General features: G+C 71.3%; 12 protein-coding genes and 1 rRNA gene (1 of these 13 only partly in view). 4 read left to right on the forward strand and 9 right to left on the reverse strand.

Features of this window, described 5'->3' with window-relative positions; translation table 11 throughout:
* From OG553_RS07915 to dapA, 3 genes are all read right to left on the reverse strand, one after another.
* Positions 1 to 236, reverse strand: a 16S ribosomal RNA gene (locus OG553_RS07915) (it extends 1,288 nt beyond the left edge of the window).
* 617 nt (positions 237 to 853) lie between these two features.
* Positions 854 to 2,539: a ribonuclease J gene (locus tag OG553_RS07920; protein ID WP_405978311.1), complete on the reverse strand. Its 1,686-nt coding sequence runs from the start codon at positions 2,537 to 2,539 to the stop codon at positions 854 to 856.
* Between the two features lie 114 nt (positions 2,540 to 2,653).
* Complete coding sequence (gene dapA / locus OG553_RS07925; protein WP_405978312.1) at positions 2,654 to 3,553, reverse strand: 4-hydroxy-tetrahydrodipicolinate synthase; 900 nt, start codon at positions 3,551 to 3,553, stop codon at positions 2,654 to 2,656.
* Between the two features lie 499 nt (positions 3,554 to 4,052).
* On the opposite strand from dapA, the gene OG553_RS07930 reads away from it, so the two are divergent.
* Both OG553_RS07930 and OG553_RS07935 read left to right on the forward strand, forming a co-directional pair.
* Positions 4,053 to 4,304 carry a hypothetical protein gene (locus tag OG553_RS07930; protein ID WP_405978313.1) on the forward strand — a complete coding sequence of 84 codons (252 nt, stop codon included), beginning with the start codon at positions 4,053 to 4,055 and terminating at the stop codon, positions 4,302 to 4,304.
* Positions 4,305 to 4,352: 48 nt separating this feature from the next.
* Complete coding sequence (locus OG553_RS07935) at positions 4,353 to 4,904, forward strand: PH domain-containing protein (RefSeq protein WP_405978314.1); 552 nt, start codon at positions 4,353 to 4,355, stop codon at positions 4,902 to 4,904.
* Between the two features lie 74 nt (positions 4,905 to 4,978).
* On the opposite strand, the gene OG553_RS07940 is transcribed toward OG553_RS07935, so the two are convergent.
* The 6 genes from OG553_RS07940 to eccD form a co-directional block, all read right to left on the reverse strand.
* Positions 4,979 to 5,422: a hypothetical protein gene (locus tag OG553_RS07940; protein WP_405978315.1), complete on the reverse strand. Its 444-nt coding sequence runs from the start codon at positions 5,420 to 5,422 to the stop codon at positions 4,979 to 4,981.
* Positions 5,423 to 5,438: 16 nt separating this feature from the next.
* Entirely contained in the window at positions 5,439 to 6,191 is a 753-nt protein-coding gene (dapB, locus tag OG553_RS07945) for a 4-hydroxy-tetrahydrodipicolinate reductase (RefSeq protein ID WP_405978316.1), read from the reverse strand.
* A gap of 32 nt (positions 6,192 to 6,223) precedes the next feature.
* Positions 6,224 to 7,603 (reverse strand): M16 family metallopeptidase, encoded by a 1,380-nt coding sequence (locus OG553_RS07950; protein ID WP_405978317.1) that lies wholly within the window; start codon positions 7,601 to 7,603, stop codon positions 6,224 to 6,226.
* Positions 7,600 to 9,819, reverse strand: coding sequence for a polyribonucleotide nucleotidyltransferase (locus OG553_RS07955; protein WP_405982988.1), 2,220 nt, complete (start codon positions 9,817 to 9,819; stop codon positions 7,600 to 7,602). The genes OG553_RS07950 and OG553_RS07955 overlap by 4 nt, the downstream gene beginning before the upstream one ends.
* 287 nt (positions 9,820 to 10,106) lie before the next feature.
* Entirely contained in the window at positions 10,107 to 10,394 is a 288-nt protein-coding gene (gene rpsO / locus OG553_RS07960; protein ID WP_405978318.1) for a 30S ribosomal protein S15, read from the reverse strand.
* Between the two features lie 170 nt (positions 10,395 to 10,564).
* Positions 10,565 to 12,064 (reverse strand): type VII secretion integral membrane protein EccD, encoded by a 1,500-nt coding sequence (gene eccD / locus OG553_RS07965; RefSeq protein ID WP_405978319.1) that lies wholly within the window; start codon positions 12,062 to 12,064, stop codon positions 10,565 to 10,567.
* A gap of 188 nt (positions 12,065 to 12,252) precedes the next feature.
* Here eccD and eccCa point away from each other — a divergent pair, with 188 nt between their 5' ends.
* Both eccCa and OG553_RS07975 read left to right on the forward strand, forming a co-directional pair.
* Positions 12,253 to 16,233: a type VII secretion protein EccCa gene (eccCa, locus tag OG553_RS07970; RefSeq protein ID WP_405978320.1), complete on the forward strand. Its 3,981-nt coding sequence runs from the start codon at positions 12,253 to 12,255 to the stop codon at positions 16,231 to 16,233.
* Positions 16,234 to 16,370: 137 nt separating this feature from the next.
* On the forward strand, positions 16,371 to 16,604 hold the full coding sequence (locus OG553_RS07975; protein WP_079430064.1) for a DUF397 domain-containing protein: 234 nt from the start codon (positions 16,371 to 16,373) through the stop codon (positions 16,602 to 16,604).
* The last annotated feature ends 5 nt before the right edge of the window (positions 16,605 to 16,609 follow it).

Genomic DNA, 16,609 nt, shown 5'->3' on the forward strand with positions numbered 1-16,609 from the left:
ATAGGCCGCGGGCTCATCCTTCACCGCCGGAGCTTTCAACCCCCGCCCATGCAGGCAGGAGTGTTATCCGGTATTAGACCCCGTTTCCAGGGCTTGTCCCAGAGTGAAGGGCAGATTGCCCACGTGTTACTCACCCGTTCGCCACTAATCCACCCCGAAGGGCTTCATCGTTCGACTTGCATGTGTTAAGCACGCCGCCAGCGTTCGTCCTGAGCCAGGATCAAACTCTCCATGAATGTTTACCGGTAATCCGGTGCACACGCACGAAAGAGCGGGCCAGTCTTGGTCGGAATATGACCGACTGACCACAACGTCCTCGCTGTGTTTGTTGCCTGCAAGCATCACCCGAAGGCGACCTCACAGGTCTTTTTCAAAGGAACCTCATCCACCGGAGTGGACGGGGTATCAACTTCTGGCGTTGATTTTTGGCACGCTGTTGAGTTCTCAAGGAACGGACGCTTCCTTTGTACTCACCCTCTCGGGCTTTCCTCCGGGCTTTCGTTCTTGCGATTCAGACTCTATCAGAGTCTTTCTCGCTTGCTTTCCAGGTCCTTTGCTTTCGCGCTTTCCCTTTCCGGCGGTTCCGACTCTATCAGATTCTTTTCCTTGTCGTTTCCGACTCGGCTTCGAATTCCAATGGCCTTCGGAGGGCCTTTCCCTTTCGGGTGGATCAGACTTTATCAGGTTTCCCTGAGTGCTGATTGCCACCCGCTCGCACACGGCAACGGGCACACGTGTGTGCCCGGTTCCTTGCGAGGTGGAGCCGTAAACGTACTGGAGCGGGGCCCCCGGACGCAAATCCGGTTGCCCCGCTCCAGTGAGGTCGCTACGTACGCCGGGGCGTACGTCGAGGTCAGACCTCGACCACGACCGGGAGGATCATCGGGCGGCGGCGGTAGCTGTCCGACACCCACTTGCCCATGGTCCGGCGGATGAGCTGCTGGATCTGGTGCGGCTCGGCCACGCCGTCGGCCGCGGCGCGGGCGATGGCTTCCTCGATCTTCGCGCTGACCGGCCCGAAGGCCGAGTCCTCGATGCCGGATCCGCGGGCCTGGATGTTCGGGCCGCTGACGACCTTGCCCGTGGTGCTGTCGACCACGACGTAGACCGAGATGATGCCCTCGTCGCCGAGGATGCGGCGGTCCTTGAGGGAGGCCTCGGTGACGTCGCCGACCGAGAGGCCGTCCACGTACACGTAGCCGGCCTGGACCTTGCCGGAGATGCGGGCCTTGCCGTCGATCAGGTCGACGACCACGCCGTCCTCGGCGATGACGATGCGGTCCTTCGGGACGCCCGTCATGGCACCGAGCTCTGCGTTGGCGCGCAGGTGGCGCCATTCGCCGTGGACCGGCATCAGGTTCCGCGGCTTGCAGATGTTGTAGAAGTACAGCAGCTCGCCGGCGGAGGCGTGGCCGGAGACGTGCACCTTGGCGTTGCCCTTGTGCACGACGTTGGCGCCCCAGCGGGTCAGGCCGTTGATCACGCGGTAGACCGCGTTCTCGTTGCCCGGGATCAGGGACGACGCCAGGATCACGGTGTCGCCGGGGACGATCCGGATCTGGTGGTCGCGGTTCGCCATGCGGGACAGGGCCGCCATCGGCTCGCCCTGGGATCCCGTGCAGACGAGCACGACCTCGTCGTCCGGCAGGTCGTCGAGGGTCTTGACGTCGACGACCAGGCCGGCCGGCACGCGCAGGTAGCCCAGGTCACGGGCGATGCCCATGTTGCGGACCATCGAGCGGCCGACGAAGGCGACCCGGCGGCCGTACTCGTGGGCGGCGTCGAGGATCTGCTGGATGCGGTGCACGTGGCTCGCGAAGGAGGCCACGATGATCCGCTTCTGGGCACCCGCGAAGACTCCGCGGATGGCGTTGGAGATGTCGCGCTCCGGCGGGACGAAGCCCGGGACCTCGGCGTTCGTCGAGTCCGAGAGGAGGAGGTCGATGCCCTCCTCGCTCAGGCGCGCGAAGGCGTGCAGGTCGGTGAGGCGGTTGTCCAGCGGGAGCTGGTCCATCTTGAAGTCGCCGGTGGCGACGACGAGACCCGCGTCCGTGCGGATGGCGACGGCCAGCGCGTCCGGGATGGAGTGGTTGACGGCGATGAACTCGCAGTCGAAGGGGCCCAGGTTCTCGCGCTCGCCCTCCTTCACCTCGAGGGTGTAGGGGCGGATGCGGTGCTCCTGCAGCTTCGCCTCGATGAGGGCGAGGGTCAGCTTGGAGCCGATCAGCGGGATGTCCGGCTTCTCGCGGAGGAGGTACGGGACGGCGCCGATGTGGTCCTCGTGGCCGTGGGTGAGGACGATGCCCTCGATGTCGTCGAGCCGGTCCCGGATGGACGTGAAGTCCGGCAGGATCAGGTCGATGCCCGGCTGCTCCTCCTCGGGGAAGAGCACGCCGCAGTCGACGATCAGCAGACGGCCGTCGAACTCGAAGACGGTCATGTTGCGGCCGATCTCGCCGAGGCCGCCCAGCGGGGTGACCCGGAGGCCGCCCTTGGGGAGCTTCGGCGGCGGGCCGAGTTCAGGGTGCGGATGGCTCAAAAGGTTCTCCTTCACCACGCGCGCCACGTGCCCCTGAGGCACGTGGCGCGCATGTCATTCGTGCACTTGCTTTCGTCTGTTTCGTTCTTGCTTATTCAGTTGTGAAGTCTGTTGTCAGAGCTGTACCCCGCCCGCGGCAAGATCGATCTTGAGCTGTGCCGTCTCTTCGTCGGTCAGGCCGATGAGGGGGAGGCGCAGCGGGCCGGCGGGCAGGCCCTGGAGGGACAGGGCCTTCTTGGTGGTCATCACGCCCTGGGTGCGGAACATGCCCGTGAAGACCGGGAGCAGCTTCTGGTGGATCTCGGTGGCCTTCTGGACGTCGCCGCCGACGTGGGCCTCAAGCATCGCGCGCAGCTCGGGGCTGACCACGTGGCCGACGACGGAGACGAAGCCGACGGCGCCGACCGACAGGAGCGGCAGGTTCAGCATGTCGTCGCCGGAGTACCAGGCCAGGCCGCTCTGGGCGATGGCCCAGCTGGCGCGGCCGAGGTCGCCCTTGGCGTCCTTGTTGGCCACGATGCGGGGGTGCTCGGCCAGTCTGACCAGGGTCTCGGTGTTGATCGGGACACCGCTGCGGCCGGGGATGTCGTAGAGCATGACCGGCAGCTCGGTGGCGTCGGCGATGGCCGTGAAGTGCTGGAAGAGGCCTTCCTGCGGCGGCTTGCTGTAGTAGGGCGTCACGGCGAGGAGGCCGTGGGCCCCGGTGCGCTCTGCCTGGCGGGCGAGCTCCAGGGTGTGGCGGGTGTCGTTGGTGCCGATGCCGGCGACGACGTGGGCGCGGTCACCGACCGCTTCGAGTACGGCTCGTACGAGGTCGTTTTTCTCCGCGTCGGTGGTGGTGGGCGACTCACCGGTGGTGCCGTTGATGATCAGGCCGTCGTTGCCTGCGTCCACCAGGTGGACGGCGAGACGCTGCGCGCCGTCGAGGTCAAGTGCGCCATCAGCCGTGAACGGCGTGATCATGGCGGTGAGGACCCGCCCGAAGGGGGTCTGCGGAGTCGAGATCGGAGCCATGGGTAACACGCTACTCGCTGCCATGCTCGCGGTGTCCCCTCGGGGGACGTCAACGGGTGGTGCCGCCCGGCCGGAGCCGGGTGGGTGTTGGATCCCGGCACTGCCTGCTCGGGGGTTCAAGCAGTGCCGGGTCCGTTTGATCAGCCTAGATGAACTTTACGAAACGCCGCAATACGGACACTTGGGACTTGTCTCCGTACATGTGTACGCCATGCGTGCATCAGCCCTTACGGGGCAACGCGGGCTTCGGCGGCGGAGGCCGTGCGGGTGGGCCGTACGGGCTTCACCCGCCACTGCTCCATCCTCTCCGGCCTACCCCGGCCGGCTCGGACCCCGCCCGTGCGGGACGGAGCGCCCGGAGCTGACGGGCCGCCATGAATTTTGCTTAATGTCCCGAATTCCGGCACCGATCGGGCCGTTCGTTCGTCTCTCCAGGAGAGAGCACACCATCCGTCAGAACCCGGGCCCAGAGCCCCGACCCGTGAGGAGAGCCGCCACTGTGTTTCGCCGGCGCGAACCCGTCCCCTTCGCCTTCGTCGCCGAGGCCGAACGTTTCCGGAGCAACGTCACTCCGCCGCCGCGCGAGAGTCTGAGCGTCGCCCAGATCACCGCCCGTAGTCTGGTCGGACTGACCGTGGTGGCGGGGCTCGTGGGCTCGCTGCTCTTCGGCATACCCGCGCTGCAGCCGTACCAGGCGTCCGACCGCCCCGCGGGGACGGCGCAGCAATCGGAGGTGTCCGGGGGGCGGTAGCCTCTCGGGCACAGCCCAACCGAACGTGCATCTGAGTGAGGTCCTGCCGTGCCCCTGCCCTTCTTGACGGCCGACGGCGTCTTCGACGCACACGAGGACGAAGCCCTCCCCCATGTGGACCCCGAACGCTGGCGGCGCCCCTACCGGCCCGGCCCCTGGCGGGTCGCCGGCGCCTCGGTGCTGCTCCTGCTGGCCGCCTTCATGCTGCTGGCCACGATGATCATCGCCTTCGCGGGCACCTGGACGGGCGCGGGCATCGCCCTCGCCGCCTCGCTGGCCGTGGTGGGCGCCGCGCTGCGGATCCTGCGCTCGGGCGTGTGGGTGAGCCCCGCCGGGCTGCGCCGGGTCGGGTTCTTCGGGACCCGCTCGGTCGCCTGGAGCCAGGTCGAGGACGTGCGCAAGGTCCAGCAGCCCGTGCGCTGGCTGGGACTGCCGCGGACCGTGCAGGGGCAGGCGCTGACGGTGGCCGCGCGCGGCAAGGAGCTGCCGGTGCTGCTGACCGACCACAGCGCCGACTTCCTCTCCCGTGGCGAGGCCTTCGACCGGGCCGCCGGCCAGGTCGAGGCGTGGGCCGAGGAGTACCGGGGCGTGCCCGCCTGACGGCGCCGCAGCGGCACGAGGGCCCGTACGGGGATCGTCCTGTACGGGCCCTTCTCGTGCGCTCCGTAACGCGGTTACGCGCGCGCCTGGTGCAGGGCGATGGCCCGCTGCATGGCCTTGCGGGCCCGCGGGGTGTCCCGGGCGTCGTGGTAGGCGACGGCGAGGCGGAACCAGGTCCGCCAGTCCCCCGGCGCGTCCTCGGTCTCCGCCTTGCGGCGTGCGAAGACCTCGTCGGCGGAGTCCCGCAGGATCCGGCCGTACTGGTCCCGTTCCAGTTCGTCGACGGGCAGGCCGCCCTCGGCCTCCAGCTCCGTGGCGAGCTGGTTGGCGCGGGTGACGAAGCGGGTGTTCATCCAGAGGAACCAGATGCCGATCACCGGCAGGACGAGCACGGCCGCACCGAAGGTGACGGTGAGCCAGGTGCCCTGCTGGATCAGCAGCAGGCCCCGGCTGCCGACCAGGACGAAGTAGACGACCAGGACGGCGGCCGTGACGAGATAGGTGATCTTCGCGCGCATGGGTGCTACTGCCTCATCAGCCGAGGTCGAGGAAGTTTTCCAGGCCGAAGGTGAGGCCCGGGGTCTGCGTCACGCGGCGGGCGCCGAGCAGGATGCCCGGCATGAAGCTGCTGTGGTGCAGGGAGTCGTGACGGATGGTCAGGGTCTCGCCCTCGCCGCCGAGGAGCACCTCCTGGTGGGCCAGCAGGCCGCGCAGGCGGATGGCGTGCACGGGGACGCCGTCGACGTCCGCGCCGCGGGCGCCGTCGAGGGCCGTGGCGGTGGCGTCGGGCTGGGCGCCGAGGCCGGCCTCGGCGCGGGCCGCCGCGATGAGCTGGGCCGTGCGGGTCGCGGTGCCGGAGGGGGCGTCGACCTTCTTCGGGTGGTGCAGCTCGACGACCTCGACGGATTCGAAGTAGCGGGCGGCCTGGGCGGCGAACTTCATGGTGAGGACGGCGCCGATGGAGAAGTTCGGGGCGATGAGCACACCGGTCTCCGGAGAGGCGGCGAGCCAGGTGTCGAGCTGGGCGAGGCGGTCCTCGTTCCAGCCGGTGGTGCCGACCACGGCGTGGATGCCGTGGCCCACGAGGAAGTCCAGGTTCCCCATGACCGAGTCGGGGGTGGTCAGCTCGACGGCGACCTGGGCTCCCGCCTCGGCCACCTGCTCCAGCTTGTCGCCCCGGCCGAGGGCCGCCACCAGCTCCATGTCCTCGGCGGCCTCGACCGCCTTGACCGCCTCGGAGCCGATGCGGCCCCGGGCGCCGAGGACTGCCACGCGCAGCTTGCTCATTGTTGCTTCCTTAAGGGTGCGTGCGTACGGGTCTAGGCGACCGCTTCGTCGAGCCGGGCGGCCTGCTTCTCCTTGAGCGGGCCGATCACCGCCAGCGAGGGCCGCTGTGCCAGTACATCGCGGGCGACCGCGCGGACGTCGTCCGGGGTCACCGAGGCGATGCGGGCCAGCATGTCGTCGACGGACATCTGGTCGCCCCAGCACAGCTCGCTCTTGCCGATGCGGTTCATGATCGCGCCGGTGTCCTCCAGGCCGAGGACGGTGGAGCCGGAGAGCTGGCCGATGGCGCGCCGGATCTCCTCGTCGGTGAGGCCTTCGGAGGCGACGGTGTCGAGCTCCTGGCGGCAGATCCGCAGTACGTCGTGGACCTGGCTGGGCCGGCAGCCGGCGTAGACGCCGAAGAGGCCGGTGTCGGCGAAGCCGGAGGTGTACGAGTACACGCTGTAGGCCAGGCCGCGCTTCTCTCGGACCTCCTGGAAGAGCCGGGAGGACATGCCGCCGCCGAGGGCGGTGTTCAGCACGCCGAGGGCCCAGCGGCGCTCGTCGGTGCGGGCGAGGCCGGGCATGCCGAGGACCACGTGGGCCTGCTCGGTCTTGCGGTTCACCAGCTCGACGCGGCCGGCGGTGCGGATCCGCTTGGTGCCGCCGCGCGGGCCGACCGGGACGGCGTCCGTGCGCGTGAGGGCGCCGGCCTTGTCGAAGGCGGCGCGGACCTGGCGTACGACCTTGTTGTGGTCGACGTTGCCGGCGGCGGCCACGACCAGGCGGGTCGGGTCGTAGTGCTTCTTCCAGAAGCGGCGGATCCGGTCGGCGCCGAGGGCGTTGATGGTGTCGACGGTGCCGAGGACGGGGCGGCCGAGCGGCGAGTCCCCGTACATGGTCTGGGCGAACAGGTCGTGGACCATGTCGCCCGGGTCGTCCTCGGTCATCGCGATCTCTTCGAGGATGACCCCGCGCTCGGCGTCGACGTCCTCCTCGCGGATCAGCGAGCCGGTGAGCATGTCGCAGACCACGTCGATGGCGAGCGGCAGGTCGGTGTCGAGGACGCGGGCGTAGTAGCAGGTGTACTCCTTCGCCGTGAAGGCGTTCATCTCGCCGCCGACCGCGTCGATCGCGGAGGAGATGTCGAGGGCGGTGCGCTTGGCGGTGCCCTTGAAGAGGAGGTGTTCCAGGTAGTGGGTGGCGCCGTTGAGAGCGGGCGTCTCGTCGCGCGAGCCCACGTTGGCCCAGATGCCGAAGGTGGCGGAGCGGACGGAGGGCAGCGTCTCGGTGACGATGCGCAGTCCGCCGGGCAGGACCGTGCGCCGGACGGTGCCGATGCCGTTCTGGCCCTTGAGGAGTGTTTGGGTACGGGCGACGGCCCGCCCCTCGGAGGAGGGGCGGGCCGTCACACGGGAACTACGCGACGTCACTTGTCGGAGTCGTCCTTGTCGGCCTCAGCGGCTTCCTCGCCCTCGATCACGGGGACCAGGGAGAGCTTGCCGCGCTGGTCGATCTCGGCGATCTCGACCTGCACCTTGGTGCCGACCGCGAGCACGTCCTCGACGTTCTCCACGCGCTTGCCACCGGCGAGCTTGCGGATCTGCGAGATGTGCAGCAGGCCGTCCTTGCCGGGCATGAGGGAGACGAAGGCACCGAAGGTGGTGGTCTTGACGACCGTACCCAGGTAGCGCTCGCCGACCTCCGGCATGGTCGGGTTGGCGATCGCGTTGATCGTGGAGCGGGCGGCCTCGGCGGCCGGGCCGTCGGCGGCACCGATGTAGATGGTGCCGTCGTCCTCGATCGTGATCTCGGCGCCGGTGTCCTCCTGGATCTGGTTGATCATCTTGCCCTTGGGGCCGATGACCTCGCCGATCTTGTCCACGGGGATCTTGACGGTGATGATCCGCGGGGCGTTGGGGGACATCTCGTCCGGCGTGTCGATCGCTTCCATCATCACGTCGAGGATGTGGAGGCGGGCGTCGCGGGCCTGGGTCAGGGCCGCGGCCAGGACGGAGGCCGGGATGCCGTCGAGCTTGGTGTCGAGCTGGAGCGCGGTGACGAACTCCTTGGTGCCGGCGACCTTGAAGTCCATGTCGCCGAAGGCGTCCTCCGCACCGAGGATGTCGGTGAGGGCGACGTAGTGCGTCTTGCCGTCGATCTCCTGGGAGATCAGGCCCATGGCGATGCCGGCGACGGGGGCCTTGAGGGGCACACCGGCGTTCAGCAGCGACATGGTGGAGGCGCAGACCGAGCCCATGGACGTCGAACCGTTGGAGCCGAGGGCCTCGGACACCTGGCGGATCGCGTAGGGGAACTCCTCGCGGGTCGGCAGGACCGGCACGATCGCGCGCTCGGCGAGCGCGCCGTGGCCGATCTCGCGGCGCTTCGGGGAGCCGACGCGGCCGGTCTCGCCGACGGAGTACGGCGGGAAGTTGTAGTTGTGCATGTAGCGCTTGCGGGTCACCGGGGAGAGGGTGTCCAGCTGCTGCTCCATGCGGAGCATGTTGAGGGTGGTGACGCCCAGGATCTGGGTCTCGCCACGCTCGAACAGCGCCGAGCCGTGCACGCGCGGGATCGCCTCGACCTCGGCGGCCAGCGTGCGGATGTCGGTCAGGCCACGGCCGTCGATGCGGACCTTGTCCTTGATGACGCGCTCGCGCACCAGGGCCTTGGTCAGGCTGCGGTAGGCGGCGGAGATCTCCTTCTCGCGACCCTCGAAGGCCGGGAGGAGCTTCTCGGCGGCGATCTCCTTGACGCGGTCCAGCTCGGCCTCGCGGTCCTGCTTGCCCGCGATGGTCAGCGCCTGGGAGAGCTCGCCCTTGACGGCGGCCGCGAGGGCCTCGTACACGTCGTCCTGGTAGTCCAGGAAGACCGGGAACTCGCCCTCGGGCTTGGCGGCCTTGGCGGCCAGGTCGGCCTGGGCCTTGCACAGGACCTTGATGAACGGCTTCGCGGCGTCGAGGCCGGAGGCGACGATCTCCTCGGTCGGCGCCTCGGCGCCGCCCTTGACGAGGGCGATGGTCTGCTCGGTGGCCTCGGCCTCGACCATCATGATCGCGACGTCGCCGTCTTCGAGGGTGCGGCCCGCGACGACCATGTCGAAGACGGCGTCCTCGAGCTCGGTGTGCGTCGGGAACGCGACCCACTGGCCGCGGATCAGCGCGACGCGGACGCCGCCGATCGGGCCGGAGAAGGGCAGGCCGGCCAGCTGGGTGGACGCGGACGCGGCGTTGATCGCGATGACGTCGTACAGGTGGTCCGGGTTGAGCGCCATGACGGTGGCGACGACCTGGATCTCGTTGCGCAGGCCCTTCTTGAAGGAGGGGCGCAGCGGGCGGTCGATCAGGCGGCAGGTGAGGATCGCGTCCTCGGAGGGGCGGCCCTCGCGGCGGAAGAAGGAGCCGGGGATCTTGCCGGCCGCGTACTGGCGCTCCTCGACGTCCACCGTGAGGGGGAAGAAGTCGAGCTGGTCCTTGGGCTTCTTCGACGCGGTGGTCGCGGAGAGGACCATCGTGTCGTCGTCCAGGTAGGCAACGGCGGAGCCGGCGGCCTGGCGGGCGAGGCGGCCCGTCTCGAAGCGGATGGTGCGGGTGCCGAAGGAGCCGTTGTCGATGACGGCCTCGGCGTAGTGGGTCTCGTTCTCCACTAGCGTTTTCTCCATTTTCGTCGTCTCCGTCCGCCACCCGTGTGGTGGTGGACGGTTGCGGAGAAGCGCTCCTGGCGTGCGGGCCGGTCTTCGATCGAAGCACCCGGGTCTCGGCCCCTCCGACGGGGCTTTCCGGATGCCACTACCGAGGACCGGCGGCGTAGGGAGGGCGCTCCTCCTCTTCGGTCGTGCGCTGTGTTCCAGACTACAAAGCGTCGGGTACGTAGCGCACGTACAGCAAAGGGAGCGGCCCCATCGGTGTGGGAACCGCTCCCTTCACAGCGTGCTTACTTGGCGCCGGCGGCACCGCGGCGGATGCCGAGGCGCTCGACCAGCGTACGGAAGCGCTGGATGTCCTTCTTGGCCAGGTACTGCAGCAGGCGGCGGCGCTGGCCGACCAGGATCAGCAGACCACGACGGGAGTGGTGGTCGTGCTTGTGGGTCTTGAGGTGCTCGGTCAGGTCCGAGATGCGGCGGGACAGCATCGCGACCTGGACCTCGGGAGAGCCGGTGTCGCCCTCCTTGGCACCGAAATCGGCGATGATCTGCTTCTTCGTAGCGGCGTCGAGCGGCACGCTTACTCCTCGTTTGGTCTTCGTGGCCACCGAGTGCCCCAGGTCGAATTCTCTGGGGAGCTTCCGTAACTCGGGAGGCGAGGTCCGCTGGGCGCTGTCTCCAGAGGTCTCCGGGGACGCGTACACAAACGGCCGTCACACAGCGTACCAGGCTGCCGGGTCGCGGCGTCTCAGCTGGTGAGAGAGCGGGCGCGGCCGTACGCGTCGAGCACTGCCAGGGCCAGCGGGACCAGGCTGAGCAGGACCGCGGCCTCGGTGAGGTCGAGCAGCCTTCCCCAGAAGGGTGACAGGCCCGTACGGGGGATGACAAGCGAGATTCCGGCGAGGAGGGCGGCTCCGGCGGCGACGGCGGCCGAGAGCCAGACCGTACGTCCGAACACCAGATCGACCGGCGTACGCAGGGCCAGGCCCAGGACGAGCAGCCCGACGACGGCCAGCCCCGCGGCCAGGGCGCAGACCACCTGGGAGGTGTAGCGGAAGAGGCGGGCTCGCAGCAGCATCGCCAGGCCGGTGGCCAGGGCCAGCAGGCGGCCCCAGGTGCCGTCGGAGAACCCGAGGACCGCGGCGGCCGCGACGGTGACGGCGGCGCACCCGCCGACGAGGCCGAGCAGCGTCTCGTGCCCCCGCCGGGCCCGGGCGGCGATGGCCTCCGCGTCGAGCGGGGCCGTCTGCGGGTCGGTGTCGTCCCGGTCGGCGTACGGGTCGGTGCCGGCGTACGGGTCGGTGCCGCCGTACGGCCCGGCTTCGTGGCGGTCCGGGACCCCGTGTCCGGGGGCTCCGGTCCGCGGGGCGGCGTACCCGATGGGCAGCCGGGCGGAGCGGGCGGACAGGGCGGGGAGGAAGGCGACGAGCCCGATGGCGGCGGGGGCGCACACGGCGGCCGCGGCCGTGGCGGAGGCGCCGGTGGTGATGGCGCCGAAGGAGGCCAGGGTCCCGGTGGCGGCGAGGAGGGCGGCGGCGACGAAGGGGGCGTCCCCGTCCGGGGTGAGTGCGACCAGCGCGGCGGAGGCGACCAGGACGCAGGCGCAGCCGAGCAGGAACTGCAGCCGCCCGGGTCCCTGGCCGGGGCCGGCGGCGACGGTCCCGGAGCCGGCGATCAGCAGGAGCGGCAGGGCGCCGAGGCCGAGGGCGACGGCGGAGCCGGGGTCGCGGTGGACGCGGGCGCGCACCCCCGCGGCCGCGGTGAGGAGCAGGCCGGCCGTCCCGGCGATGATCCCGGGGAGGCCGTGCATGTCGTGCCGGACCGGGTCGGCGTACCAGAGGACGGAGCCGAGCAGGACGAGCAGCACCACGGCGCCGGTCAGGCCCGCCCCGCGCAGCATGTCCTCGCTCCAGCGGTGCCGGTCGCGGACGACGGCGGAGGCGACGGCGTCGCAGACGTCGTCGAAGACGGCCGGCGGCAGGGACTCGGCGAAGGGGCGCAGGCTGAGCACCTCGCCGTCGAGGACCTGCTGGGCGGCGAGGGTGCGGGCGCCGTCGAGCACGGCGCCGGAGCGGCGGACGAGGTGGAAGCCGGTGGGGGCGCCGACGGGCTGGGTCTGGCCGGTGAGGGTCAGCAGTTCGGGGCAGACGTCGGCGACGGCGATGTCCTCCGGGAGGGCGACGTCGATGCGGCTGTCGGGTGCCACGACGGTGACCCTGCGGAAGCCGGTCGCCTCGGCGGTACTCACCTGTGTGACCCCCTGACGGGCGTGGAGCGGGCGCGGAGCGGCGTCACCGTACCCCGGCGGCCGGCCGCCGGTCCGCGAGTAGGATCGCCGTCCGCGTCGGGCACGGGGTGCGGAAGTGTCCCCCCGTGTCCGGGACTTGGGCGGGCCGGCTGCGGCGTCCCGCCCGTTCTCGAGGGATTGGTGCTCCGGTGAGCCAGATCGTCGTCAAACGCCCGCCCCGGTCACTGCCGCCCGAGGTTCCCTCGGACGAGTTGCGGCTGGAGGCGCCGCCGCAACTCCCGCGGGGGCAGCAGGAGGGGATGCTGATGCAGCTCCTGCCGATGCTGGGCATGGGCTCCTCCGCCGTCTTCTTCCTCATCCCGGACTCACCGCCGTTCATGCGGATCATGGGCGTGCTGATGCTGGCGTCGACGGCGGGCATGGTCGTCGCCCAGCTGGTGCGCCACCGGCGCGGTACGCAGGGGCAGATGGCCGACGTGCGGCGGGACTACCTCAAGTACCTCGCGCGGACGCGCCGCCGGGTGCGGCGCACCGCGCGGGCGCAGCGCGACGCGCAGCTGTACCTGCACCCGGCGCCCGAGCAGCTGTGGTCGGTGGTGGCGGAGGGCTCGCGGCTGTGGGAGCGGCGGGCCGGGGACGCGGACTTCGGGCAGGCCCGGCTGGGGCTGGGCGCGCAGCGGCTCGCGACCCCGCTGGTGGCTCCGGACACGGCCCCCGTGGACGAGCTGGAGCCGCTTGCGGCAGGGGCGATGCAGCGGTTCCTGAAGGTGCACTCCTCGCTGGACGGGCTGCCGGTGGCGGTGTCGGTCCGGGCGTTCTACCACGTGACGGTGTCCGGGGAGGCGGAGTCGGCGCGCGGGACGGCGCGGGCGATGGTGGCGCAGCTGGTGACGCTGCACTCCCCCGAGGACCTGGTGGTGGCGGTGGTGGCGGCGCCGGGGGCGGTGCCTTCGTGGGACTGGGTGAAGTGGCTGCCGCACGCGCAGGTGCCGGGGCGGTTCGACGGGGCCGGCACGAAGCGGCTGTTCGGCGACGACCTGGGGGAGCTGGAGGGGCTGCTGGGGGCCCGGCTGGAGGGCCGGCCGCGGTTCGGCCGGGAGGCGCCGCCGGTACTGGACCGGCCGCACCTGGTGGTGGTGCTGGACGGCGGGCCGGTACCGCCGGACTCGGTCTTCGCGGCGGCCGAGGGGCTCCAGGGGGTCACCGTCGTCGAGGTGGTCGCGGGCGGGCTGGACGCATCCCCTCGCTTCGCTGGGGAGACCCCAAGCCGGGGCGGGCTGTCGGTGGTGGTGGGGCCGGGCCGGCTGCGGCTGGACTCGGGCGCGGGCGTGGCGTACGAGGGCGTCCCGGACGTCCTGTCGCTGCCTGCGGCGGAGGCGCTGGCCCGGCAGCTGGCGCCGTTGCGCACGGGCGGCGGGGACGACGACGAGCCGCTGCTGGCGAACCTGGACTTCACCGACCTGCTGAACCTGGGCGACGCGGCTTCGGTAGACGTGTCCCGCACCTGGCGGCCGAGGTCGGCCGGCGAGCGGCTGCGGGTGCCGATCGGGGTGGGCGAGGACGGCGCGCCGGTGATGCTGGACCTGAAGGAGGCCGCGCAGGAGGGCATGGGCCCGCACGGGCTGTGCGTGGGCGCGACCGGTTCGGGCAAGTCGGAGCTGCTGCGCACGCTGGTGCTGGGGCTGGCGGTGACGCACACCTCGCAGACGCTGAACTTCGTCCTGGCGGACTTCAAGGGCGGCGCCACGTTCACCGGTATGGGGCGGCTGCCGCACGTCGCGGCGGTGATCACGAATCTGGCGGACGACCTGACGCTCGTCGACCGGATGGGCGACTCGATCCGCGGCGAGCTCCAGCGGCGGCAGGAGCTGCTGCGTTCGGCGGGGAACCACGCGAACGTCCACGACTACGAGAGGGCGCGCGCGGCGGGCGCCCCGCTGGAGCCGCTGGCCTCGCTGGTGCTGGTCATCGACGAGTTCTCGGAGCTGCTGACGGCGAAGCCCGACTTCATCGACATGTTCGTCCAGATCGGCCGGATCGGCCGTTCGCTGGGGGTGCACCTGCTGCTGGCCTCGCAGCGGCTGGAGGAGGGCAAGCTGCGCGGCCTGGACACGTACCTGTCGTACCGGATCGGCCTGCGGACGTTCTCGGCGTCGGAGTCGCGGACGGCGCTCGGGGTACCGGACGCCTACCACCTGCCGTCGGTGCCCGGTTCGGGCTACCTGAAGTCCGGTACGGACGAGATGACCCGCTTCAAGGCGGCGTACGTCTCGGGCCTCCACCGCCCGGGCGGGCCCGACCGGTCGGCGGGGCCCCTCCCGGTGGAGCGCCGCCCGGTGCTGTTCACGGCGGCCCCGGTGCCGGTGGTGTACGCGGCCGGGGACCCGGCCCTCACGGCGGAGCGGCCGGTCCGGGAGGACGACGCGCTCGCGGACACGGTGCTCGACGTGATCGTGGGGCGGCTGGAGGGGCAGGGCGTGCCGGCGCACCAGGTGTGGCTGCCGCCGCTGGACCGGGCGCCGTCCCTGGACCAGCTGCTGCCGGTCCTCGGGACCTCGGCGGAGCGCGGGCTGCACGCGGAGGGGTGCACGGGGCAGGGCGGGCTGGTGGTGCCGCTCGGGCTGGTCGACAAGCCCTTCGAGCAGCGGCGCGAGGTGCTGTACCGGGACTTCTCGGGTGCGGCGGGCCACATGCTGGTGGTGGGCGGCCCGCGGTCGGGCAAGTCGACGCTGGTGCGGACGCTGATCTGCTCGTTCGCGCTGACGCACACCCCGCGGGAGGTGCAGTTCTACGGGCTGGACTTCGGCGGTGGCGCGCTGTCCTCGGTGGCGGAGCTGCCGCACGTGGGCGGGATCGCCTCGCGGCTTGATCCGGAGCGGGTGCGGCGCACGGTCGCGGAGGTGGCGGGGATCCTGGCCCGCCGGGAGGAGTTCTTCCGGGCGGAGGGCATCGACTCCGTCGGTACCTACCGGAGGAGGCGGGCGGCGGGCGGGCTGCCGGGCGAGGCGTGGGGGGACGTGTTCCTGGTCGTCGACGGCTGGGGCGGTTTCCGCGGGGAGTACGAGGGCCTGGAGCCGGTGGTCACGGACATCGCGGCCCGCGGGCTCGGCTACGGGATCCACGTGGTGGTCACGGCGGCCCGCTACATGGAGGTGCGGGCCGCGCTGAGGGACCAGCTGCTGGGCCGGCTGGAGCTGCGGCTGGGCGACGTGATGGACTCCGAGTTCGACCGGCGGGTGGCGGCGAACGTGCCGGCGGGGGTGCCCGGGCGCGGCCAGGTGCCGGAGAAGCTGCACTTCCTGGGGGCGCTGCCGCGGATCGACGGGGCGTACGACGCGGAGGGCCTCCCGGAGGGAACGCGGGAGCTCGTGGCGGCGGTGCGCGCGGGCTGGTCCGGCCCGTCCGCCCCGGGGGTGCGGCTGCTGCCGCGGCTGCTGCACGCGGACCGGCTGCCCGGGGGCGGGGAGTTCCCGGAGCGCGGGATCGCGATCGGCATCGACGAGACGGCTCTGGAGCCGGTGTTCGTGGACTTCGGGAGCGACCCCTTCTTCCTGGTGTTCGGCGAGAGCGAGTCGGGCAAGACGAACCTGCTGCGGCTGATCGCGCAGCAGGTCGCCCGGCGCTACCGCCCGGACCGGGCGAAGCTGGTGGTCGGCGACTACCGGCGGGGGCTGCTGGGGGCGCTGCCGGAGGAGCACCTGCTGGAGTACGCGCCGACGGCGGGCTCCCTGCGTACGCACATGGAGGCGCTGGCCGGGGTGTTCTCGCGCAGGCAGCCGCCGGCGGACGTCACCCCGCGGCAGCTGCGGGACCGCAGCTGGTGGACGGGCCCGGACGTGTTCGTCGTGATCGACGACTACGACCTGGTCGCCACGAGCCAGGGCAACCCGCTGGCACCGCTGGTGGAGTTCCTGCCGTTCGCCCGGGACACCGGGGTCCGCTTCGTCGTCGCGCGCAGCTCGGCGGGGGCCTCGCGGGCGGTGTACGAGCCGTTCCTGCAGCGGATCAAGGAGCTGGGCGCGCAGGGCGTCGTCCTGTCGGGCGACCCCTCCGAGGGTGATCTGCTCGGCGGTGTCCGCTGCCGGCCGCTGCCCCCGGGCCGGGGCCACTTCACATCGCGCCGGCGCGGCACCTCGCTGGTGCAGCTTGGCCGGATGCCGAGGGCGTAGGGGCCGGGGCGCGGACGGGCCGGACCGGGGGTGTCCCGGTCATCGGGGGGAAACGGCTCCCCCGGCGGCCGCGTTCCGCCGATAATCGGCAGCGAAGACCGAGCAGCACCGCACGACCGACGGGAAGGGCCGCACACATGGGCACCCAGCAGGAGAAGGACGAGCTGTACGCGCTCGACATCAGCGACGTCGAGTGGCAGGGCCCGCCCGGGACCAGCCCGGACGAGGAGCGGGTGGAGATCGCCAAGCTGCCCGAGGGCGCGGTGGCGATGCGGTCCTCCCTGGACCGCGAGACGGTGCTGCGCTACACGGCGGCCGAGTGGGAGGCGTTCGTGCTCGGGGCCCGTGACGGGGAGTTCGACCTCACCTGAGGGCC

Origin of the sequence: Streptomyces sp. NBC_00158, assembly GCF_045160885.1 — a bacterium.
Classification (GTDB): Bacteria; Actinomycetota; Actinomycetes; order Streptomycetales; family Streptomycetaceae; genus Streptomyces.